The organism is uncultured Flavobacterium sp. (assembly GCF_963974175.1).
GTDB lineage: Bacteria > Bacteroidota > Bacteroidia > Flavobacteriales > Flavobacteriaceae > Flavobacterium.
Genome location: NZ_CAXBBR010000006.1, coordinates 182,021 through 202,999, shown reverse-complemented (window position 1 = coordinate 202,999; position 20,979 = coordinate 182,021). Strand labels below are relative to the sequence as shown.

Genomic DNA, 20,979 nt, shown 5'->3' with positions numbered 1-20,979 from the left:
AGACCCGATAAATCGCGTCTTTACATTTTTACATTGTTGCTGTTGATACTCTTGGTCTGTAATCCTTAGCGATATCAGCAATCAATTTGATATGTTCTGGTGTTGTTCCGCAACAACCACCAATGATGTTTACTAAATTATCGTCTAGGTAAGTTTTGATTTGCGATTGCATTTCGGCTGGTGTTTCGTCGTATTCTCCAAAGGCATTTGGCAATCCTGCATTAGGATGCGCTGAAACATTGAATGAAGTATTTTGTGACAAAGTCTGTAAATACGGTTTCAATAAATCGGCTCCAAGAGCACAATTAAAACCTACACTCAACAAGGGAATATGTGAAACCGAAACTAAGAAAGCTTCTACCGTTTGTCCAGAAAGTGTTCTTCCTGACGCATCAGTAATCGTTCCCGAAACCATGATTGGAATATCGATATTACGTTCGTCTTTGACTTCTTCGATGGCAAAAAGGGCAGCTTTGGCATTTAGTGTATCGAAAATAGTTTCTACCAATAATAAATCACTTCCGCCATCAATTAATGCTTCTACTTGTTGCTTGTATGCAATACGCAAATCGTCAAAAGTTACCGCTCTATATCCCGGATCATTTACGTCTGGTGACATACTTGCGGTTCTGTTTGTTGGTCCTATTGAACCGGCTACAAAACGAGGTTTGTCTGGATTTTTAGCTGTCCATTCATCGGCTACTTCACGGGCAATTTTTGCCGATTCGTAGTTCAATTCATAAACAATGTCTTCCAAATGATAATCGGCCATTCCGATAGTCGTTCCTGAGAACGTATTGGTTTCAACAATATCAGCTCCGGCCTCAAAATAAGCAGCATGAACTGCTTTTATCGCTTGTGGCTGTGTGAGTGATAATAAATCGTTGTTTCCTTTTAAGGAATGTGGAAAATCTTTGAAACGCTCTCCACGGAAATCTTCTTCAGAGAAATTATAGCGTTGCAACATAGTTCCCATGGCTCCATCGAGAATGAGTATGTTTTTTTTAATGGCTTCGTGAATGCTTGACATAAATTTTTATTTCTTGAAAATCACAATCGTAATTGAGATCTCTACTTTTGATTAATAATTACAAAAGCTCACTATATAAATTTTTTAGCCCTGATGGAAGCGACATCCTTTTAGTCTGAGGTTCAGAATAAAAGATATAGCGCACAGCAGGAAGGATGATGGCAAAAAGGCACCAATCATTCGCTCTAAAAAAAATCGATATGTTGTCAAGAAAAGGTTTGAGAAATACTATGGAAGTATTCTTGTGTTATCTATCTTAGATACTGAAACAAATTCAGCATAAAGTAGAATGTAGCACCTTCTTTATAAGATAAAGGGTTGCTAAGGTTTCATCGGGTCTTTCCCTCCGCCTTTCGTGATAACGATCAATAAATATAGGAACACTGCAAAGAAAAGATATAGCGCTAACACTTGCAAGTATTAACGCTATATTTTTTTATTTGATTTGATTCGAATTGTTACACAATGGCTTTAACCACTGCTTTTGGAGCTTCTTTACGAGTTCCGTCAAATCCATCAACTCCAGAAACTGTTGTGTATTTTAGTACATAACGTTTACCTGGATTGATAATTTGGTATGCTGCCTGACACATTAATGTTGCTTCGTGGAAACCACAAAGAATCAACTTTAATTTTCCTGGATAGGTATTTACATCACCAATGGCGAAAATCCCCGGAATATTGGTTTGATAATCCAAAGCATTATTTACCTTGATAGCATTTTTTTCTATTTCTAATCCCCAGTTTCCTATTGGACCTAATTTTGGCGTAAGACCAAAAAGCGGAATAAAGTAATCACATGGAATAGTACGGTGTGCTCCATTTTCATCAAGATCGATTGACTCTATATGTTCTGCTCCGTTTAATCCTACTACCTCTGCAGGCGTGATCAATCTAATTTTCCCTGCATCTTTTAGTTCCTGCACTTTTTCTACAGAATCTAATGCTCCTCTAAATTCATTTCTTCTATGAACCAAAGTTACTTCAGAAGCAACATTAGAAAGGAAGATACTCCAGTCTAAAGCAGAATCTCCACCACCAGCAATAACGACTTTTTTATCTCTGAATTTCTCTGGGTTTTTGATAAAGTATTTGATCCCTTTGTCTTCATAAAAATTGATCCCATCAATTAGTGGTTTTCTAGGCTCAAAACTTCCCAAACCACCTGCAATAGCAACAACTGCAGCATGAATTCGTGTCCCTTTATTAGAGGTGACAATGAAACTTCCGTCTTCTTGTTTGTCTATTGTTTCAGCACGTTCTCCTAAGGTAAAACCAGGTTCGAATTGCTTGATTTGTTCCATTAGATTATCTACTAAATCCCCAGCTAAAACCTCTGGAAATCCTGGGATATCGTAGATGGGTTTTTTAGGATATAGCTCTGAAAGTTGACCTCCTACTTGTGGCAATGCATCTAATATATGGCATTTTAACTTTAATAATCCTGCTTCAAAAACGGCAAATAAACCAGTTGGACCGGCTCCTATTATAAGGATATCTGTTTTAATCATGTTCAATACTTTTATTCCTCTCCCCAACCCCCTCCAATCCCGATAGCTATCGTGAGGGGGAGATTGGGTGGAGTTTCTTTTGTTATACTTATTATTACTTATTATTCTTTTGACAAAGGAACGAATGATTCGCTCAAAAATAAATGATAAATATCATTCAAACACTTTGCTCTTTATTCTATTCTCTCTGATCTATTCTTTATTCTTCAAACTTTGGGTGATCTCATTCATCTTTTGAACTTTCTCTTCAAAATCTCCTTTTAAAGTTTTGCGATATTCATTCAAGTTTTCGACCATTTTATTGATGTCTTCTGGAATTACTTCTTCAAAAAACTCTCTTAATCTTTTGGCCGTTGTAGGTGATTTTCCATTTGTTGATATGGCAATTTTTACATTCCCTTTGGTTACGATTCCGCCTAAATAATAATCACAAAGTGGCGGTGTATCGGCAATATTACAAATTAAATATCTTTCTCTACATAAATCATAAATCCTTTTATTCACTTCAAGATCATCGGTACAAGCAATAACCATATGCCTTTTCTTTAGCATCTTTTTCTTGAATTTCTTCATGGTCAGCTTTACCGAATCATGCTTATTGACCAACTCTACTAACTCTGGCAAAAAGCGCGGAGCAACTACCTCAACATTTGCATTAGGGCTGGATTTCAGCATGAATGTCAATTTTTCTAAACCTACATTTCCACCTCCTACAATCAATACATTAAGATTGTTGAGTTTTAGAAATATGGGATATAATTCATTCCTTTCCATATATTACATGTTTGTTGCTAATGGATTTTAATTCTTTATAAAATCCGTTGCTTTTCTTACTATCAGCTACTACTTCTCCAATTACGATAATCGCTGGAGAACTTAAATTCTTGTCGGCAACTATTTGCTGAATCGAATTTATTGTTCCTATTCCAATTTTCTCCTGTGGAGTCGTTCCGTTTTGAATAATTGCTACTGGCGTTTCTCCTTTAGATTCATTTTGAAAAATAGACACAATTTGGTCTAACTTACTCATTCCCATCAAAACAACAACTGTTGCTGATGATTGAGCCGCCAAAGCCACATCTGTTGATAGTTTTCGCGCCGAAGTTGTCCCTGTTATTACCCAAAAACTCTCCGAAACGCCTCTTTTTGTCAAGGAAATCCCTTGAGAAGCAGGTACAGCGATCGAGGAAGAAATTCCAGGAATAACAAATGTAGGAATTCCAAAGCTTTCTACATAGTCTATTTCTTCACTTCCTCTACCAAAAATAAAAGGATCACCACCTTTAAGACGAACGACATGACCATACGTCAAGGCATTATCTACAATTAGTTGGTTGATTTGGTCTTGTGTGTACGCGTGGCATCCTTTTCTTTTTCCAACAAATATTTTCAATGCGCGTTTAGGAGCATAGCTCAACAGCTCTTCATTAGCCAAAGCATCGTATAAAACCACATTGGCTTCAGCAAGTGCTTTTGCTCCTTTTATAGTAAGCAAATCTGGATCTCCAGGTCCCGCTCCTACTAAAGTTACTATGGGTTTTACTGTTTTATGCATTAGCTAAATCTTTTGCTCTGTAGGTTTCTATATTTTGAAAGAAAGCAATTGCTTCCTGTATGTATTTTTTGGCGAAAGCCTCAGAAGGTTCGTTTTGATTAATTTGGTATACTAAATCTTTAAAATTGGTATCTAAAGCGATTTTGCTAGTTTCAACAAAAACAGTATCAAACAAATTGATGATTCCTGCGTGGTGGTTTGTTTTTTGGTTTTCAGCCAATAACAAAGCTTTAGCACCATTTACAAAACCAGCATACGCAAGGTAAATCGCATCGGCCCATTTTTTATCTTCGAAAGCTTCTTGAGCGAAAGTTAATTTATCTTTTGCTTCCAAAATTAAAGTTGCTACTAGGTCAATTACAACTCCAGCACATTCCCCTACTCCAACCGCTTTTACATAATTATCAGCATTTCCCCAATCGATAAAATCTTCGTCAGTAAGATTAGTAACATCCGCCAAAGGTTTTAAGAATTCGTAGAAATACTTTTCGCCTTGAGCGTCATAATAATCTAAGAAAGACTTTCCGTTAGCATTCGCTTCAAAATCATTTAAGATATAACGTAATGCATCTGGGCCTCTACGACTTGGAATCTTGATTACTTTATCAGAAAAACGTCCTTTACCATCTCCTAAAATTCCGCCTCCAAGCAATACTTGCAAGGCTGGTGCTACTAATTTACCGGAGTTGATAGACATTCCTTGAAAACCAATTGCCGACATGTTGTGTTGTCCACAGGCATTCATACAACCACTAATTTTAATCGTGATTTCTCTATTCTCTTTGTATTGCGGGAATTCTAATTTTAAAACTCTTTCTAATTCTTCTGCAATTCCAGTACTACTTGCGATTCCAAGATTACAAGTGTCTGTTCCTGGACAAGCCGTAATGTCATTAATGGTATCGTAACCTAAAGTTACAAAATCTAATTTGGCTAATTCTTGGTAGAAGAACCCTAAGTTTTCTTCTTTTATATTTCGTACTACAATGTTTTGTTTTAGTGAAAAACGCAATTCATTAGCACCATAATTTTTGATCAAATCAGCTAAAGCTCTCGCTTTATCCGTATAAAAATCTCCTAAAAGTACTTTGATACCAATAGCTACATAACCCGCTTGTTTTTGAGCAATGACATTCGATTTTTTCCAAGCTTCAAAAGCAGCTGTATCTTCGATAGTTACCTTTGGCACTGCTAATAAAGTCGTTGGAATTTTACCATCAAAAGCCGTAGTGTCAATTTCGTATGATTGGTACGACAATGCTTTTTTCTCTTCGTCAACTAATCTTAAAAACTCGTCTCTTCCAATATCTTTAATTAAGAATTTCATACGTGCTTTTAATCGTTTGGCTCTTTCACCATGACGATCAAAAACTCTTAAAACACCTTCGGTAGTTGGAATAATTTGGTTCACCGGAATAAATTCTGACAATAATTCGGCGTGATGTGGCTGAGAACCTAATCCTCCTCCAAGCATTACTTTGAATCCACGTTCTCCGTTTACGATTTTTGGAATAAATCCTAAATCATGTAAATAACTCAAGGCCGTATCTTTATCCGAAGAAGAAAATGACATTTTGAATTTACGTCCCATTTCTTGACAAATAGGATTTCTCAAGAAAAACTGGAACATCGCATCTGCATAAGGCGACACATCAAAAGGTTCGTCAACATCAACACCTGCTAATTCACTTGCTGTGATATTACGCACGGTATTTCCACAAGCTTCACGAAGCGTAATATCATCGATTGCTAATTGCGCCCAAAGCTGCGGAGTTCTATCTAAACTCACATAGTGAATCTGGATATCCTGACGTGTTGTAATATGCAAACGTCCTGTTGAATACTCATCAGAAACTTTAGTAATACGCACTAATTGCTCGCTTGTCACCTTCCCAAAAGGCAATTTGATACGAATCATTTGCACGCCTTCTTGACGCTGACCGTAAACTCCACGCGCTAAACGCAGACTACGAAAACGCTCATCATCAATTTTACCGTCCTTAAATAAGGCAATTTTTCTTTCTAAATCGATTATCTCTTTTTGAACAATCGGATTTTCTATTTCGGTTCTAAAACTTTCCATACCTATTTACTATTATCCTCCCCCCGGCCCCCTCCGAAGGAGGGGGAGCCATTGAGGAGCTTTATTGTGTTATATTCTGGTTATAAACTTCACAGCCACAAAGTTTATCTACAATCTCTCCCTCCCCTTTGGGGAGGGCTGGGGTGGGGCTTCTTATCGAATAAACCCTACTCCCGCAGTTGTATTGGTTGCTGCATCTATTAAGATAAAAGCACCATTTGATTTATTGTCGTTGTAAGCATCAAAATAAATCGCTTTGCTTAACTTGATATTTACTTCTCCTATTTCGTTAATTGCTAATTGAGATGCTTCTGTAGTTCCTGAAAAATCAGTTGAAATCACATTTTTCACGCTGTCGATTTTAGCTAAAACTCGATTCGTATTGTGTTGTACAAAATATTTTGCACCTGCAACCAACTTTTTACTATCCATCCAACAAACTGTTGTATTGATGTCTTTCTCCACTTTAGGCAATTCAGATGATTTTACAATCATATCTCCTCTAGTTACATTGATATCATTTTCTAGTTCAATTGTAATTGATGAACCAACTGAAGCCTCATCAAATTGTTGATCGAAAAAGTGGATGTTGGTTACTTTTGATTCTGTTAAAGAAGGTAATACTGTTACCGCATCTCCAACTTTAATATTGTTACCGTATAATTTTCCAGCATAGCCTCTGAAATCGTGATACTCTTCTGTTTTTGGTCGGATAACTGTTTGAACTGGAAAACGTGCTTTTCCTTTTTCGTACACATCAGCTGGCTCTAAAGCTTCAAGGTGTTCTAGGATTGTTTGTCCTTCGTACCAAGGCATTCCGCCTAAAGACTCTACTACGTTATCACCAGTCAAAGCACTTAACGGAATATAACTTACGTTTTGTTCTTTGAAAGTGCTTTTTGCATTTAGCGCTTCAAAGTCGGCTTTAATTTTATTGTAAACTTCCTCTGAGTAATCAACCAAGTCCATTTTATTAACAGCAACAATTACCTCTTTTACTCTCAATAAATTATTGATAAAAAAGTGACGGTACGTTTGTTCAATTACTCCTTTACGCGCATCAATTAAAATGATCGATACTTGTGAAGTTGAAGCTCCTGTAACCATGTTACGAGTGTACTCAACGTGACCTGGAGTATCTGCAATGATGTAACTTTTCTTTGCAGTAGAAAAATAAATATGCGCTACATCAATCGTGATTCCTTGTTCTCTCTCAGCAACTAATCCGTCAGTAGCCAATGAAAAATCTAAATAATCATATCCTTTTTGCTTGCTGCTTTTTTCTATTGCTTCCAGTTTGTCTGTAGTCAAAGATTGTGTATCGTATAATAATCTTCCGATTAATGTACTTTTTCCGTCATCTACACTTCCTGCTGTTGCTATTTTTAAAACTTCCATTTTATATTTTGTTTAAATCCTCCCCCCAACCCCCTCCGAAGGAGGGGGAGTCGAGACGTTACTTTATTGTCTTATTATTTAACTCTCATTAGAGAATATCTTTTATATCTTAACCTTATGGATGAAACTAAATCGTATAATATCTCTATTGAAATAATCTACGCCATTTGCTCTTTCTTGAAAACTATTCAAATAACCGAACTCTAATGCAACTGCCTGACTAACTCCTACTTGTACTGCTGCGTAAACTCGGTTTTGATCGAATGTGTTTTTGATAATCTTGTTTCCGCCATTAATCATTATTTCATCCGATAGAATTCCTTTTAGATATTGTTTTTCTTTCTTCCAAAAAGTATAATCTCCTTGAATTCGGTATCTAAATCTTAAGTAGAACGTGGTTCCGTCTTCGAGCATTATTTTACTCGCATTATGAACAAATCGCTCTTCTAATAAATACCGATGAATTAGATTCACTTTACCTAGACTCTGCTTTACCGTTGCATCTTGCTGCAATCGATATTCGGGAATATGAAATCCAGTTTTAACCTCAGGATCTTGTGTCGCCACTGAGAAATAAGCAAAACCTGCTCCTAACTCCAGCTTATCTGTTATCTTGTCTCTCACTTGAACCCGACTTACAAAGGTATTTTGGGTTACTGGATTTATAAAAATCCGATTATCAATCTCAGTATGAACAGACCATTTATTATTTAATTCCAGCTGATTGTAATATCGCATCCAGAGTAAACTTTGTTTGTCAACGTTTTTCTCAGTTTGAGCATTTACACCAGTACTAAAAAGAAATATACCCAAAAGAATTTTCAAGAACTTCATTCTAAAAGTACCCTTGTTGTTTTCTTTTCTCCATCGCTGCTTCAGAACGTTTATCATCAATTCTGGCACCTCTTTCAGATATAGTTGACAATCTAATTTCACCTACAACTTCAGATATTGTTGCTGCATAAGAATCAACTGCCGCTGTACAGCTCATATCTCCAACTGTTCTAAAACGAACAATTCGCTCTTCAATTTCTTCGTTTTCTTCTTGGTATACGTATGGAGAGTGTGACCAAATCATTCCGTCTCTCAAGAACACTTTACGTTTGTGTGAAAAATAAATTGATGGAATCTCGATTTGTTCTTGTTCGATATAGCTCCATACATCTAATTCTGTCCAGTTTGAAATTGGGAAAACACGTACGTTTTGACCGTTTTCAATTTTACCGTTCAATAAATCAAATAATTCCGGACGTTGGTTTTTCTCATCCCATTGACCAAAGTCATCACGAACAGAAAAAATACGTTCTTTAGCTCTAGCTTTTTCCTCATCTCTACGTGCTCCACCAATACAAGCATCAAACTTGAATTCGTCAATTGCATCAAGTAAAGTTGTTGTTTGCAAACTGTTTCTACTAGAATATTTACCAGTTTCTTCGACTACTTTTCCTTCGTCGATAGCATCTTGCACATTACGTACAATTAACTCTAATCCTAATTCTTTAACCAATCGGTCTCTAAATTCTATCGTTTCAGGAAAATTATGACCTGTATCTACGTGCAATAATGGAAAAGGAATTTTTGCAGGGAAGAATGCTTTTTGTGCTAATCTTACCAATGTAATTGAATCTTTTCCTCCAGAAAAAAGCAATACAGGCTTATCAAATTGAGAAATTACTTCTCTGAAAATGTATATCGCTTCGCTTTCTAATGCGTTTGTTTTTAATATTGAACTCATTTTTATTATTTTAAGATTAAATGATTGAAAAATTTAAAGATTCCAACAATCATTTATAATTTATAATTCACAATTTATAATTACCCTTGATGTAGACCGCATTCTTTGTGACTTGATTCCCACCACCATCTACCGGCTCTTATGTCTTCTCCTTCGGAAATTGCTCTGGTACAAGGAGCGCAACCGATGCTTACAAATCCTTCTTTATGTAATGCATTTTGCGGTACATTATTTTTTTCTAAATAATCTTCCACTTCTTTCAAAGTCCACTTTAGTAAAGGATTGAATTTGATGATTTCAAACTTCGAATCATATTCAAAAAGAGGTAAATCATTTCTGTTTTCTGATTGCTCTGCTCTTAATCCAGTAATCCAAACTGAATTTCCTTTTAAGGCTTTTGTTAATGGTGCTACTTTTCGAATAAAACAACACTCTTTTCTGTTTTCAACCGACTCATAAAAACTATTAGGTCCTTTTGCGATCAACAGGTTTTGAACATCAGCAGCTTCAGGAAAATATACTTCGATGTGTTTTTTATACTTTTTTAATGTCTTATGAAAAACATCATACGTTTCTTGAAACAAACGACCTGTATCTAAGGTAAAAATATTGATCGCAGTGTTACTATTTGCAATTAAGGCGGTAATCACTTGATCTTCTTGCCCAAAAGAAGTAGAAAAAACCACTTTGTCTTTATATTCATCTGCCAAAAAAGTAAAAGCCTCTTCTATTGAAAAGTCTTTTGTTTTTTCTATTAATGTTTGTACGATCGTTGTGCTCATTTTATTTGTATTTATAAAAATCTATTACCCTATCGGTTTAGTAGATTATAAGGCAAAAGTAATACTTATTTCCAAAGTACAAAACAAAATTTTGATTTTTTATTCCAAAGCACATTAGACGTTACTGACTCAAAAAAAGCACATTAGACCTTTATCCGCTACTATTTGTTGAATTAAACATTAATCGCAATTACTTTTCTATTATTCCTAAAAAACATAATGCTATTCTAACAAATATTTAATTTTTAAAATATAATTCAATTAGTCTACTTCTCCTATAGGATAATTACCAAATAGTTATTAATTTTGGCGAAAAATTAATTGTATGGATTTTCAAATAGGATTAGTCATTGCAGGTTTAACTGTTGGTTTTATCGTAGGGTTGACAGGTGTAGGAGGTGGTTCTTTGATGACGCCCATTTTATTATGGTTCGGGATTCCTCCCTCAACAGCTGTTGGAACTGACTTATTGTACGCGGCATTTACCAAAATGGGTGGTGTATATGTGCATCATAAAAAAAAGAATATTAACTGGACTATCACAGGTTGGCTTTCGTTAGGAAGTGTCCCAGCGGCCTTAGTAACATTATGGATTTTAAATAGCATAAAAACAGATATCACGGCATTAAACGCAGTAATTAAATATAGTTTAGGTTGGGCATTACTGATGACTTCAATAGCCGTTTTATTTAAAAAGAAGCTTTTAAACTTCTCTCAAAAGCATTCAGGAGATAAATTCCATAGTGAGAGTAAAACGCAAAACTTATTGACTGTTGCCATAGGGGTTTTATTAGGCGCTACTGTAACCTTAACATCAATTGGAGCCGGAGCATTAGGAACCGTTACCTTATTTTTCTTATACCCACTTTTAGCAACACCTAAACTTGTTGGAACTGAGATCGCTCATGCTGTTCCATTAACTTTAGTTGCCGGTTTAGGACATGCTACCATGGGGAATTTAGACTTAGGACTATTAGGTCAATTATTAATAGGATCGCTTCCAGGAATTTTCATCGGGAGCATGCTAAGTGGTAAAGTACCCGATTTATTGCTTAGAAATGCTATTGCAGGAATGTTATTCTTTGTAGGTTACAAACTTGTTTTTATGGTTTAAAAAATAATTAATTGACACAAAAAGACCCTTTCATTAGATAAATAATGAAAGGGTCTTTTATTGCTATACCTAAGAATTAAAATGCTATATCTGCCAGAGAATTATTCTCTAATATTTTTAATGTATTATCACGCACTTCCGTCATTAACTTGCGTACTGCACAAGAAACCTCATCTTTACAATCATCACATTTTTCATAAAAGTTATGACTTGCACAAGGCAATAATGCGATTGGGCCTTCAAGAATTCGATAGACCTTAGCCATATTGATTTCCTTAGGGTCTTTAATTAAGTAATATCCTCCGCCTTTCCCTTTCTTAGCACCCAAAAAACCTGAATGGCGCAAAAGCAATAATATACTTTCCAAAAACTTAACCGAAATATTTTCGCTTTTTGCAATATCAGCAATAGCAACAGGTGTTTGATCTTTTTGGCGCGCCAAAAAAGTCAACGCTTTAATTCCGTATTTTGTTTTCTTTGAAAGCATCTATAGCAATTTGTGATTGTTGAATTAGGGTAAATATAATATTACCAAATCTACAATCAAAAATCGTTAATCACAAATCTAAAATCTAAGCCAAAGCCTGCTCTAAATCCGAGATAACATCTTTCACGGTTTCTAAACCTACAGAAACGCGCACCAACCCATCAGTAATACTCACCGCTAATCTTTCATCAACAGATAGTTTACTATGAGTTGTAGATGCTGGATGTGTAACAATCGTTCTGGTATCTCCTAAGTTTGGCGATAGCGAACATAGCTTTATTTTATCCAAAAAATTACGTCCAGCTTCAAGTCCTCCTTTTATTTCAAAAGCTACAATGTTACCTCCCAATTTCATTTGCTTTTGGGCAATTTCATATTGTGGATGGGATTTCAAGAACGGATATTTTACGCGATTCACATTTGGATGCTGTTCTAAAAACTCAGCGACTTTCAAAGCATTTTCACAATGTCTATCTAAACGAATTGCTAATGTCTCTAAACTTTTTGATAAAACCCAAGCATTAAATGGAGATAAAGAAGGTCCTGTAAGGCGTGAAAATAAATAGATTTTATGAATCAATTCGGGGTCACCAACAGTTACTCCGCCTAAAACTCTTCCTTGGCCATCCATTAACTTTGTAGCAGAATGCACCACCAAATGTGCTCCCCATTTTATAGGTTGCTGTAAATAAGGAGTTGCAAAACAGTTGTCGATTACTAAAATCAAATTGTGCTTTTTGGCAATATTCCCTAACAATTCTAAATCTATAATATCAACTGCAGGATTTGTTGGCGATTCAGCAAAAAGAATCTTTGTGTCAGGTGTAATGAAACTTTCAATAGTTTCTGGCTCGTTTATATCAAAATACGATGTTTGAATATTCCATTTCGGAAAATAATTGACAAACAACGAATGCGTCGCTCCGAAAACACTACTTGACGAAACGATATGATCGCCTGATTTTAATAATGCAGCCATCGTTGAATATACCGCAGCCATTCCTGAAGCAAAAGCAAAACCAGCAGTTGCCCCTTCCATCTTGCACACTTTTTCTACAAACTCGTTGGTGTTTGGGTTGCTGTAACGGCTATATATATTTCTGTCTTTCTCTTCGGCAAATGAGGCACGCATATCTTCAGCATCTTCAAATACAAAACTAGAAGTTAAGTATAATGGAACGGAGTGCTCTAAATATTGGGTGCGTTCTAATTGGGTGCGGATGGCTTCGGTTTCAAAACCAAATTCTTCTTCGTTCATATTCTTTTGTTTAAAGTTTAAGGTTTCAAGTTGTTGGAATTTATAAATCCCAAGCTCATTCCCTTAAACCTATAAATTTTATTTTTAAATTTTAGCTAATTCAACATTATTTAAAACCACTTTATAATGTATTGTTGCTGTTGGCTCTAATGTTTTAGAAACCGAGCAGTATTTATCAAAAGAAAGTAGTGCTGCTTTAGCCGCTTTGTCTTCTTTTATATCTCCTTCTAGGTAAAAAACCAAATGGATGTCTTTGAAGGGTTTTGCTTCGCCTACTTGAACACGTTCTCCTTCTACCTCAGCTTTGAATGATGTTATCACTTGGCGTTGTTTTTTTAGAATCGAAATCATGTCAATGGCGCTACAACCGGCAACTCCCATTAACACTAATTCCATTGGGCTTGGTCCTTGATCATCACCTCCAAATTCTGGACGGCTGTCTACGTTTACTATATGGCCTCGTTCGTTTTTCAATTCGAAATGGAAGTTGTCGTTTACTCTGTTTAATGTAATTTTCATATTGTGTTTTTTGAACGTTGCTCACGCTTTTTTTTGAACGCGGATGGCGCGGATTTAAAAACGATTACAACGGGTTTTTTATTTATTTTTCTGAATAATCAGCAACTGAACAATTTTCTACCCTTTATCAGATAATCTCAAAATATCTCCAAAAACTCCTCTTGCAGTAACAGCAGAACCTGCTCCTGCTCCTTGAATTACAATTGGTCTATCTCCATAAGATTCCGTATATATTTCGAAGAAAGAATCAGAACCTTTCAATCCACCTAAAGCAGTATCCGAAGGTACGGAAACTAGTTTTACTTCCAAAATCCCTTTATCATTTTGCAAATCACCAGACAATTCCCCTATGTATCGCAACACGTGATTTGGTTTTTGATCTGCTTTTATTTTATCGTAAATAGGATCAAACTCTTTCAACTTTGTCAAGAAATCAGCGGCACTTCCTTCACGTAAATGTTCTGGAATTAAATTCTGAATAGCAACTTCTTCAAATTCATTCTGCAAGTCTAATTCTCTGGCTAAAATCAATAATTTTCTACCCACATCGTTCCCACATAAATCTTCTCTTGGATCTGGCTCTGTAAAACCGCTATCGATTGCCTCTTTTAATATTTCGCTAAACGGAACATCTTTGGCTGAAAAATGGTTAAACAAATAACTCAATGTCCCGGAGAAAACCCCTTTAATTTTGGTGATATTCTCACCTGAAAGATGTAGTAATTTAATCGTATCAATCAACGGCAATCCAGCTCCTACATTTGTTTCGTATAGATAATTCTTCTGGTTTTTTTCTAGAACACCTCTTAGTTCTTTATAAAAGCCATAGCTCAATGTATTCGCCACTTTATTGGATGAAATTAAATCAAAACTACTATCAACTAGCGGAATATAGTTTTCTACAAAAGTTGCCGATGCCGTATTATCGATGGCTATCAAGTTCTCTAAATGATGTTCATTTGCATACTCAATAATATCATTTAAAGTATATGCAATTCCATTAGTATCCAACTCCTTTTTCCAGTTAGCGTTAATTCCTTTTTTATTAAGCAATACTTTTTTAGAATTGGCAATAGCAAAAACATTTAGTCTAATATCTTTTCGTTTTTCGATAGCTACAGCTGACTCTAATATTTGATTAATCAAAGTACCTCCCACTAATCCATGTCCGAAAATGGCAATATTTATTTTCTTGGCTACGCCAAAAATCTCTCCATGAATAACATTCAACGCTTTGTTTAGTTCTGATTTTTTAACCACTAAACTCACGTTTTTACCTGTTACTGTATTATTGAAAAGAATAGGAACAATTTTATTTTTTATCAAAGCTGTGTACGGCTTATGAAATGTACTCAAATCCTGACCTATTATTGAAATCACAGATACATTGTCTACCACTGTAATCTTATTGACATCCTTAGAATAGAAATCGTTTTCAAATTCTTTCTCTAATTCGATCATTGCTTTTGTAGCTTTATCAGCAGCAACCACTAGTCCAATTCCTCTTTCAGAAGATCCTTGTGAGATGATGCTAACGCTAATATCGTTGTCACCCATCACTCTAAAAATACGGGCATCAACTCCCGTTTTTCCAAGCAAACCTCTTCCTTCTAAGTTTACCAAAGAAACATTTTCTAAAACAGATAATGTTTTAATTCCGCTCGCATTAGAATTTGAAGTAATTAAAGTCCCATTGTTTTCGTGATTGAACGTATTCAGAATTCGAAGTGGAATATTTTTTTCTAACAGCGGAATGATGGTTTTGGCATGTAAAATATTCGCTCCAAAATTAGCAATCTCATTTGCTTCATTATAAGACAAAGATTCAATCTTTTTAGCATCTAAAACCAATTCAGGATTGGCAGTGTAGATTCCGTCAACATGAGTGAAGTTTTGCAATTCTTCAGCATTGATATAATTGGCAACTAATGATGCAGTATAATTACTTCCGTTTCTACCTAAAGTAGTAGTTTCGTGTTTAGCATTAGAGCCAATAAAACCAGTAATCACCAAAACAACATCTTTGTTCTCTTTAAAAACTTGGATGAAATTCTTCTTAGAAACGGCATCTAATGGTTGTGCATCGCCAAAATTTGAATCGGTTATAATTAATTCTCTGGTGTCTGCAAGTTTTGCAGGAATACCTCTTTCATTCAATAAAAACACTAATAATTTAGCTGAAAGTACTTCGCCATGTGCTAAAATCTGATCTTGAATCTTCACGCTATAATCGCCTATCAAGCTAACGCCTTCAAAAAGCTTATCTAATTTATCAAATTCAGTTGAAAAATCAACTGCATCAAAACCATCTTTTTGATATGCTTTAAAACTTTCTAAAAGTGGTTTGTAATTTCCGTTTTTAGCTGCAATAGTAAGAATATCGTCCAACTCATCCGTTGCTTTTCCTCTTGCTGAAACAACAACAGCAATTTTCTCTTCTTGCTTTATCTTACCTTCAATAATATCCAAAACGGTGTCGATACCTTCGCCGTTTGCTAAAGATTTACCGCCAAATTTCACTATTTTCATCTGCTTTTTATTTTTGAAAACAACTTCTAATAAATTGTCTAATTGTTCGTATTCCATCAAAAAGGCATCGTGCCCATGTTGTGAGTCAATCTCACTATAGAATACATTATTTTTAAATTTTTTAATCTCGTTATAGGTTTCTCTATTCTCCTTTGCTGTAAAAAACAAGTCTGAATTGATTCCTACAATGTATATATTGGCGTCCACTTTAGATATAATTGATTCTAATGACTCGTGATTCCGAGTAATATCAATCGTTTTTAAAAGTTGATTCATCATTTTATAAGCCGAAAGCTGAAACCTTTTTTCTAATTTTTCGCCGTGGTAATTCAACCAACTTTCCACTTGAAACGTTTCTAGCTGTACATTGATGTCTCTATTAAATTTCTCTTTGAAAGATTCTGGTGTGCGGTAGCATAACATCGCGTGAATACGTGCATCTTCAATTGGTTTTTTAGAATTATTTAGGATTTGCTCTTGCAAATAACAATTAGCAATCAGCCAGTCAGTCGCTTTCCAATCAGTAGCTATGGGAATAAAGTTTTGAGCTAACTTTGGCTCTAAGGCCAAAATCTCCCAAGCAATTCCACCACCCACTGAACCTCCAATGAGAGCGAATAAATTATCAATATTTAAAACGCGAAGCCCTTGAATGAAAATCCTAGCAATATCTCTTGCTATAAAATCTCTGTAATTTTCGATAGTAGCCGAATTGAAACCATTACCTGGTACGTCAAAAGAGACAATGGTATATTTTCTAGTGTCAATGGTTTTATCTACTCCCACTATATCATTCCACCAGCCAGATTCACCAATTACTTGCGAGTTTCCGGTCAAGGCATGATTAATTAAAATAATGGGGGCTGTATGCAATGGAGCGCCAAAAACCTGAAAACTTAAGTTTAGCGTAGCATAAAAAGCACCATTATGTGTGGTGAAATTTTGTATGGTTATATGTGTTGGTTTATTTTCCAATTTCAAATCTTTTATTGATTTTGATTTGTATCTGGAAATATTAAAAAGAAAAAACTAGGTAAATACTAGAGAAATTCTTGTTGTTATCTTTCCACTTTTGGAAGTGGTAGAATGCAGCACCTTCTTCGATTTCTCGAAGGGTTGCTAAGGCTTCATCGGGTCTAATCCCTCGTCCTTTCTTTATAACATTTCAATACGTGTGTGAACTTATTACTGCAAATTAACTACATATTTTTATAACAACCAAACTTTTACCATTGTGATTATTAGTGAAAAATATATTTAACAAAAAAACGCAAGACCTCGCTGAATCAAACAATTCAGAAATTCCTCACGTGTAAAAAGCTATATTGAATAACTTTCAATTAAATAAAAAGTGTGTCATTTTCTTTTGAATACATCAAAAGTTGTAATGAGTTGACTACATTTTTAGCGTTTTTCCCTTTTGACATATTTATACCCAATCTTGGATTAATTAGTTCATCAATTGTAATTACATTGTTACTGTTTTTTTTGCCTCTTAAGTTTCTAAGAAGTTCCAATGCCCTTGAAAGTCTGTTTGGTGCGCTCATGATATATATATATTTAAGTTGTTTGTTTTCTATTATTATATTTTAATTCTTATTTTCTATTATAAAAAAAATCCTTTTGGAAACATTACCAAAAGGATTTAAGCTATAAAAACTTATACTTTTGGAATCAACAGAACTTTGCGCAAAACATTGCGACAAGGATCTGAATCTTATTATTTAAAAATATCTTCATTTGATTTATTTAACTTAAAAGTTACTATTTCTTTAAAAATAAAAGCCTCCCAATTATCTTGGGAGGCTTTTGCTATATTATATTTTTATATAATTTAATGCAATTACAAGCTCCCGAATTTCTTCGATACGACTACAAATTGTTTATAAATATTTAAATTCATTTTCGGTATTTTTCTTCAACAAATATCTCACTTAATTCTACATATTCCAAATGATTCACAATGATTTAACGATAATTTCATATAACTAATTAAAAAAATGGTCAATATTAACATTTGACATCATTTACAACCAAAAATCATCTTTAGAATTAAAAAAACTTTAAAAGTGCTCTAATTATAATGAATCAAAAACAGCTTTTAAATCTTCTTTTAAATCTTCAATATCCTCTAATCCGACAGAAAGACGAATCAAATCTTTAGAAACTCCAGAAGTTAATTGTTGCTCTTCTGATAATTGTTGATGCGTTGTACTTGATGGATGAATAATTAATGATTTTGTATCACCAATATTTGCCAAAAGCGAAAACAATTTTGTGTCATCCGCTACTTTTTTAGCAGCATCAAAACCACCTTTTAAACCAAAGGTCACTAATCCGTTTTGTCCTTTTGGTAAATACTCTTGTGCTAAATCATAATATTTGCTTGATTTCAATCCTGGATAATTTACCCAAGCAACTTGCTCTTGCAACTCTAACCATTGTGCTAAAGCTAATCCGTTTTCACTGTGTTTTTTCACACGAATGGATAATGTCTCTAATCCTTGAATAATTTGAAAAGCATTGAAAGGACTCAAAGCCGCTCCATAATCACGCAGTCCTTCGATTCTAACTTTTGCTATATAAGCAGCAGCTCCTAATGCATCATGATACACTAAACCATGATAACCAGGATTAGGTTCTGTGAATTCAGGAAAACGACCACTACTCCAATCGAAAGTTCCAGCATCAATAATAGCACCACCTAATGAAGTTCCATTACCACAGATGTATTTAGTTAAAGAATGAATTACAATATTCGCTCCATGTGCAATAGGGTTTAACAAAGCAGGTGAAGCAACCGTATTATCAACTACAAACGGCACTTTTAAAGCCTTAGCTACTGCTGCTATCGCTTTTAAGTCCAATACATCTAACTTAGGATTCCCTAAACTTTCTACAAAAATAACTTTGGTATTGTCATTGGCAGCTTTGGCAAAATTTTGCGCATCCGAAGGATCTACGAAAGTAGTTGTGATTCCTAATCTTGGTAAAGTAGCATTTAGTAAATTAAATGTTCCACCGTACAAACTACTTGAAGCTACAATATGATCTCCCGTTTTTAACATGGTCAATAAACCTGTTGCAATTGCTGCTGTTCCAGATGCAGTGACAACTGCCGCAATTCCTCCTTCAAGTGCTGCTAAGCGTTGTTCTAAAACATCATTTGTTGGATTATTTAATCTTGTATAAATATAACCTGCCTCGGTTAATCCAAATAGATTAGCCGCATGCTCTGAATTATCAAACACATAAGATGATGTTTGGTAAATAGGCACTGCTCTTGTCCCTGCGTGTTTTGTTACATCATGTCCGGCGTGTAAGGCATTCGTTTCAAATTTTAATGTACTCATAATTTTAGTTTTTTGATTTTATTCTTTTTTATTAAATGAAAAACCCTTTTAGATAGGTATCCAAAAGGGTTTTAAGTTGTATTATAAACTTATACTTTGGATCACCTGAAACAAACACACATCATGGCTTTTGCACAAATCATAGACTTGACAACAGATTTAGTGATTTGCTTAAAATTTAGATGAATCATTTTGAATTATTATTTATTATTTTAAAAAATATCTTTGTTTAGTTTTCAAAAAAAAGCTTCCCTTTTTGAGGAAAGCTTTTGCTATATTTAAGATTTTAAATTAACGCAATAGACTGCCCTCAGGAATTTTCCTGCATGGATTTTGACTTATTACAAACATTTAAATTCATGATATCCTTCTTTTGTTGGAACAAATTTGCTCACAATAATTTATATATCCTAATATATTTTAAAAAATAACAAATAAAAGCCTTTCTGTTAAAACACAACTAATCAATTATTTAAAAAAAATCTATACAACTTAATACTATTTTTGATAATAGATTTATTTTAAATACCACAAAGTATTTTTGCTCATATTACATTTCTTTAATTTAGAATCAACTTTCAATTATATGAACAGCACTTCATTTTCTTGAGAATACATTTGTACCATTAATGAACTTGAAGCCTTTTTTGATCCAAAAGAGTTGGTTCTTCTAACTTGAATCCTTGGGTGAACTAAATCAACAATTGGCTCTCCCGTTTTTCCTTTTTGTAACTTGCTTTCGAAATTTGGTATTAACGAAGTTGTTTTTGATGTTTTCATGATAATTATTTTTAGCAGTTTGTTTTTTCTCTCTCCTATTTAAGCTACTTAAATCCTTTAGCCTAAATCCTTCCATTCATTATAATCTACACTATTGCTAACACTACATAACCACTAAAGACAAAGATAAAATACGCCTATAAAAACGCTATAACAATTCTTTCATTACGGTTACCTGATAAGTAATTTCACTTAAAGTAAGCTTTAACAATTTTCGTGTTAATTTTGACTACTCTTCGAATTTGTCGATCGCTCAATCGCTTATTGTTGTATGCTTTAACAAGTCGTTTCTTCAACGTTTCCCATTTCTCTTTCATATAGGGATACAATGAAATAGATCGTTCATCTCCTTTTAGTGCATTCAGATAATGCTTATTGTATTCTTTAACGTAATTATTATAATCATCCAGATATCTATCCCACTTTTCATTTCCGGTATTTTCTTTTCCCTTAGCTGTTTTCTCAAGTACTAAAACCTTTTCAATTGCTCTCATAATAAAGTGTTTTTTGATTAATAATTTATTCCTAACTCCTAGCTTACGTTTAGTATAGTTTGAGGTATTTCCCCTTTCCTGTTTTAAAAAACAGGATAAGACATTTAATTTAAAAAAATATAAAGTCTTTCTATCTATCGATTTATAGCTTTAACAAATTTAACAACTAACATTAATGAACTAAAATATACTCGTTTAAAAACCACAATATCAGATACATTACGTTTTTAGCGAATGATAGCTCAGAAAAAAGTCATAAAAATTCGTCTTTTCGCATCAGCGCTAAAACGAGACTAAAATAGTTTTATGATTTCAATCATAAGTAAACAGTGTGTCATTAAATTATTAAGT

The 20,979-nt window shown here is 34.3% G+C and carries 18 protein-coding genes and 2 riboswitches; of the genes, 1 reads left to right on the top strand and 17 read right to left on the bottom strand.

The annotated features are described in order from the left end of the window. Positions 1-28: 28 nt before the first annotated feature. From AAC069_RS11635 to AAC069_RS11595, 9 genes are all read right to left on the bottom strand, one after another. Positions 29-1,030 (bottom strand): homocysteine S-methyltransferase family protein, encoded by a 1,002-nt coding sequence (locus AAC069_RS11635; protein WP_339920637.1) that lies wholly within the window; start codon positions 1,028-1,030, stop codon positions 29-31. A gap of 244 nt (positions 1,031-1,274) precedes the next feature. Next, a riboswitch (SAM riboswitch) is annotated at positions 1,275-1,395 on the bottom strand. A 93-nt stretch (positions 1,396-1,488) separates the two neighbouring features. After that, complete coding sequence (locus AAC069_RS11630; RefSeq protein WP_339920636.1) at positions 1,489-2,541, bottom strand: NAD(P)/FAD-dependent oxidoreductase; 1,053 nt, start codon at positions 2,539-2,541, stop codon at positions 1,489-1,491. Between the two features lie 192 nt (positions 2,542-2,733). Next, entirely contained in the window at positions 2,734-3,315 is a 582-nt protein-coding gene (locus AAC069_RS11625) for a bifunctional precorrin-2 dehydrogenase/sirohydrochlorin ferrochelatase (RefSeq protein WP_339920635.1), read from the bottom strand. Continuing rightward, positions 3,302-4,096: a uroporphyrinogen-III C-methyltransferase gene (gene cobA / locus AAC069_RS11620; protein WP_339920634.1), complete on the bottom strand. Its 795-nt coding sequence runs from the start codon at positions 4,094-4,096 to the stop codon at positions 3,302-3,304. Before cobA ends, AAC069_RS11625 begins: the two co-directional genes overlap by 14 nt. Continuing rightward, complete coding sequence (locus AAC069_RS11615) at positions 4,089-6,179, bottom strand: nitrite reductase (RefSeq protein WP_339920633.1); 2,091 nt, start codon at positions 6,177-6,179, stop codon at positions 4,089-4,091. Before AAC069_RS11615 ends, cobA begins: the two co-directional genes overlap by 8 nt. A 153-nt stretch (positions 6,180-6,332) precedes the next feature. Continuing rightward, entirely contained in the window at positions 6,333-7,577 is a 1,245-nt protein-coding gene (locus AAC069_RS11610; protein WP_339920632.1) for a GTP-binding protein, read from the bottom strand. 102 nt (positions 7,578-7,679) lie between these two features. Next, on the bottom strand, positions 7,680-8,411 hold the full coding sequence (locus AAC069_RS11605) for a DUF2490 domain-containing protein (protein WP_339920631.1): 732 nt from the start codon (positions 8,409-8,411) through the stop codon (positions 7,680-7,682). Between the two features lies 1 nt (position 8,412). Further along, positions 8,413-9,312, bottom strand: a complete 900-nt coding sequence (cysD, locus tag AAC069_RS11600; protein ID WP_339920630.1) for a sulfate adenylyltransferase subunit CysD — start codon at positions 9,310-9,312, stop codon at positions 8,413-8,415. A gap of 80 nt (positions 9,313-9,392) precedes the next feature. After that, entirely contained in the window at positions 9,393-10,094 is a 702-nt protein-coding gene (locus AAC069_RS11595; RefSeq protein ID WP_339920629.1) for a phosphoadenylyl-sulfate reductase, read from the bottom strand. Between the two features lie 325 nt (positions 10,095-10,419). On the opposite strand from AAC069_RS11595, the gene AAC069_RS11590 reads away from it, so the two are divergent. Then, positions 10,420-11,208, top strand: coding sequence for a sulfite exporter TauE/SafE family protein (locus tag AAC069_RS11590; protein ID WP_339920628.1), 789 nt, complete (start codon positions 10,420-10,422; stop codon positions 11,206-11,208). A gap of 76 nt (positions 11,209-11,284) precedes the next feature. Here AAC069_RS11590 and AAC069_RS11585 read toward each other — a convergent pair whose 3' ends face one another. From AAC069_RS11585 to AAC069_RS11550, 8 genes are all read right to left on the bottom strand, one after another. Then, positions 11,285-11,695 carry an Rrf2 family transcriptional regulator gene (locus tag AAC069_RS11585; RefSeq protein ID WP_339920627.1) on the bottom strand — a complete coding sequence of 137 codons (411 nt, stop codon included), beginning with the start codon at positions 11,693-11,695 and terminating at the stop codon, positions 11,285-11,287. A gap of 85 nt (positions 11,696-11,780) precedes the next feature. Further along, positions 11,781-12,953 carry an aminotransferase class I/II-fold pyridoxal phosphate-dependent enzyme gene (locus AAC069_RS11580; RefSeq protein WP_339920626.1) on the bottom strand — a complete coding sequence of 391 codons (1,173 nt, stop codon included), beginning with the start codon at positions 12,951-12,953 and terminating at the stop codon, positions 11,781-11,783. A gap of 84 nt (positions 12,954-13,037) precedes the next feature. After that, entirely contained in the window at positions 13,038-13,472 is a 435-nt protein-coding gene (locus tag AAC069_RS11575) for an OsmC family protein (protein ID WP_339920625.1), read from the bottom strand. 117 nt (positions 13,473-13,589) lie between these two features. Continuing rightward, positions 13,590-16,976, bottom strand: coding sequence for a bifunctional aspartate kinase/homoserine dehydrogenase I (thrA, locus tag AAC069_RS11570; protein WP_339920624.1), 3,387 nt, complete (start codon positions 16,974-16,976; stop codon positions 13,590-13,592). Positions 16,977-17,056: 80 nt separating this feature from the next. Further along, positions 17,057-17,165, bottom strand: a riboswitch (SAM riboswitch). Positions 17,166-17,341: 176 nt separating this feature from the next. Beyond that, positions 17,342-17,548, bottom strand: a complete 207-nt coding sequence (locus AAC069_RS11565) for a hypothetical protein (protein ID WP_339920623.1) — start codon at positions 17,546-17,548, stop codon at positions 17,342-17,344. A 531-nt stretch (positions 17,549-18,079) separates the two neighbouring features. Then, positions 18,080-19,354, bottom strand: a complete 1,275-nt coding sequence (locus AAC069_RS11560) for an O-acetylhomoserine aminocarboxypropyltransferase/cysteine synthase family protein (RefSeq protein ID WP_339920622.1) — start codon at positions 19,352-19,354, stop codon at positions 18,080-18,082. 582 nt (positions 19,355-19,936) lie between these two features. Then, positions 19,937-20,134: a hypothetical protein gene (locus tag AAC069_RS11555; RefSeq protein WP_339920621.1), complete on the bottom strand. Its 198-nt coding sequence runs from the start codon at positions 20,132-20,134 to the stop codon at positions 19,937-19,939. A 188-nt stretch (positions 20,135-20,322) separates the two neighbouring features. Then, positions 20,323-20,628, bottom strand: coding sequence for a hypothetical protein (locus AAC069_RS11550; RefSeq protein ID WP_339920620.1), 306 nt, complete (start codon positions 20,626-20,628; stop codon positions 20,323-20,325). Positions 20,629-20,979: the final 351 nt, after the last annotated feature.

Coding starts and splice junctions, on each gene's coding strand:
- AAC069_RS11580 (WP_339920626.1), bottom strand. CDS start 12,953: ATGAACGAAGAAGAATTTGGTTTTGAAACCGAAGCCATCCGCACCCAA.
- cobA (WP_339920634.1), bottom strand. CDS start 4,096: ATGCATAAAACAGTAAAACCCATAGTAACTTTAGTAGGAGCGGGACCT.
- AAC069_RS11550 (WP_339920620.1), bottom strand. CDS start 20,628: ATGAGAGCAATTGAAAAGGTTTTAGTACTTGAGAAAACAGCTAAGGGA.
- AAC069_RS11565 (WP_339920623.1), bottom strand. CDS start 17,548: ATGAGCGCACCAAACAGACTTTCAAGGGCATTGGAACTTCTTAGAAAC.
- AAC069_RS11585 (WP_339920627.1), bottom strand. CDS start 11,695: ATGCTTTCAAAGAAAACAAAATACGGAATTAAAGCGTTGACTTTTTTG.
- AAC069_RS11595 (WP_339920629.1), bottom strand. CDS start 10,094: ATGAGCACAACGATCGTACAAACATTAATAGAAAAAACAAAAGACTTT.
- AAC069_RS11630 (WP_339920636.1), bottom strand. CDS start 2,541: ATGATTAAAACAGATATCCTTATAATAGGAGCCGGTCCAACTGGTTTA.
- AAC069_RS11625 (WP_339920635.1), bottom strand. CDS start 3,315: ATGGAAAGGAATGAATTATATCCCATATTTCTAAAACTCAACAATCTT.
- AAC069_RS11610 (WP_339920632.1), bottom strand. CDS start 7,577: ATGGAAGTTTTAAAAATAGCAACAGCAGGAAGTGTAGATGACGGAAAA.
- AAC069_RS11560 (WP_339920622.1), bottom strand. CDS start 19,354: ATGAGTACATTAAAATTTGAAACGAATGCCTTACACGCCGGACATGAT.
- AAC069_RS11555 (WP_339920621.1), bottom strand. CDS start 20,134: ATGAAAACATCAAAAACAACTTCGTTAATACCAAATTTCGAAAGCAAG.
- AAC069_RS11615 (WP_339920633.1), bottom strand. CDS start 6,179: ATGGAAAGTTTTAGAACCGAAATAGAAAATCCGATTGTTCAAAAAGAG.
- AAC069_RS11575 (WP_339920625.1), bottom strand. CDS start 13,472: ATGAAAATTACATTAAACAGAGTAAACGACAACTTCCATTTCGAATTG.
- AAC069_RS11635 (WP_339920637.1), bottom strand. CDS start 1,030: ATGTCAAGCATTCACGAAGCCATTAAAAAAAACATACTCATTCTCGAT.
- cysD (WP_339920630.1), bottom strand. CDS start 9,312: ATGAGTTCAATATTAAAAACAAACGCATTAGAAAGCGAAGCGATATAC.
- AAC069_RS11590 (WP_339920628.1), top strand. CDS start 10,420: ATGGATTTTCAAATAGGATTAGTCATTGCAGGTTTAACTGTTGGTTTT.
- AAC069_RS11605 (WP_339920631.1), bottom strand. CDS start 8,411: ATGAAGTTCTTGAAAATTCTTTTGGGTATATTTCTTTTTAGTACTGGT.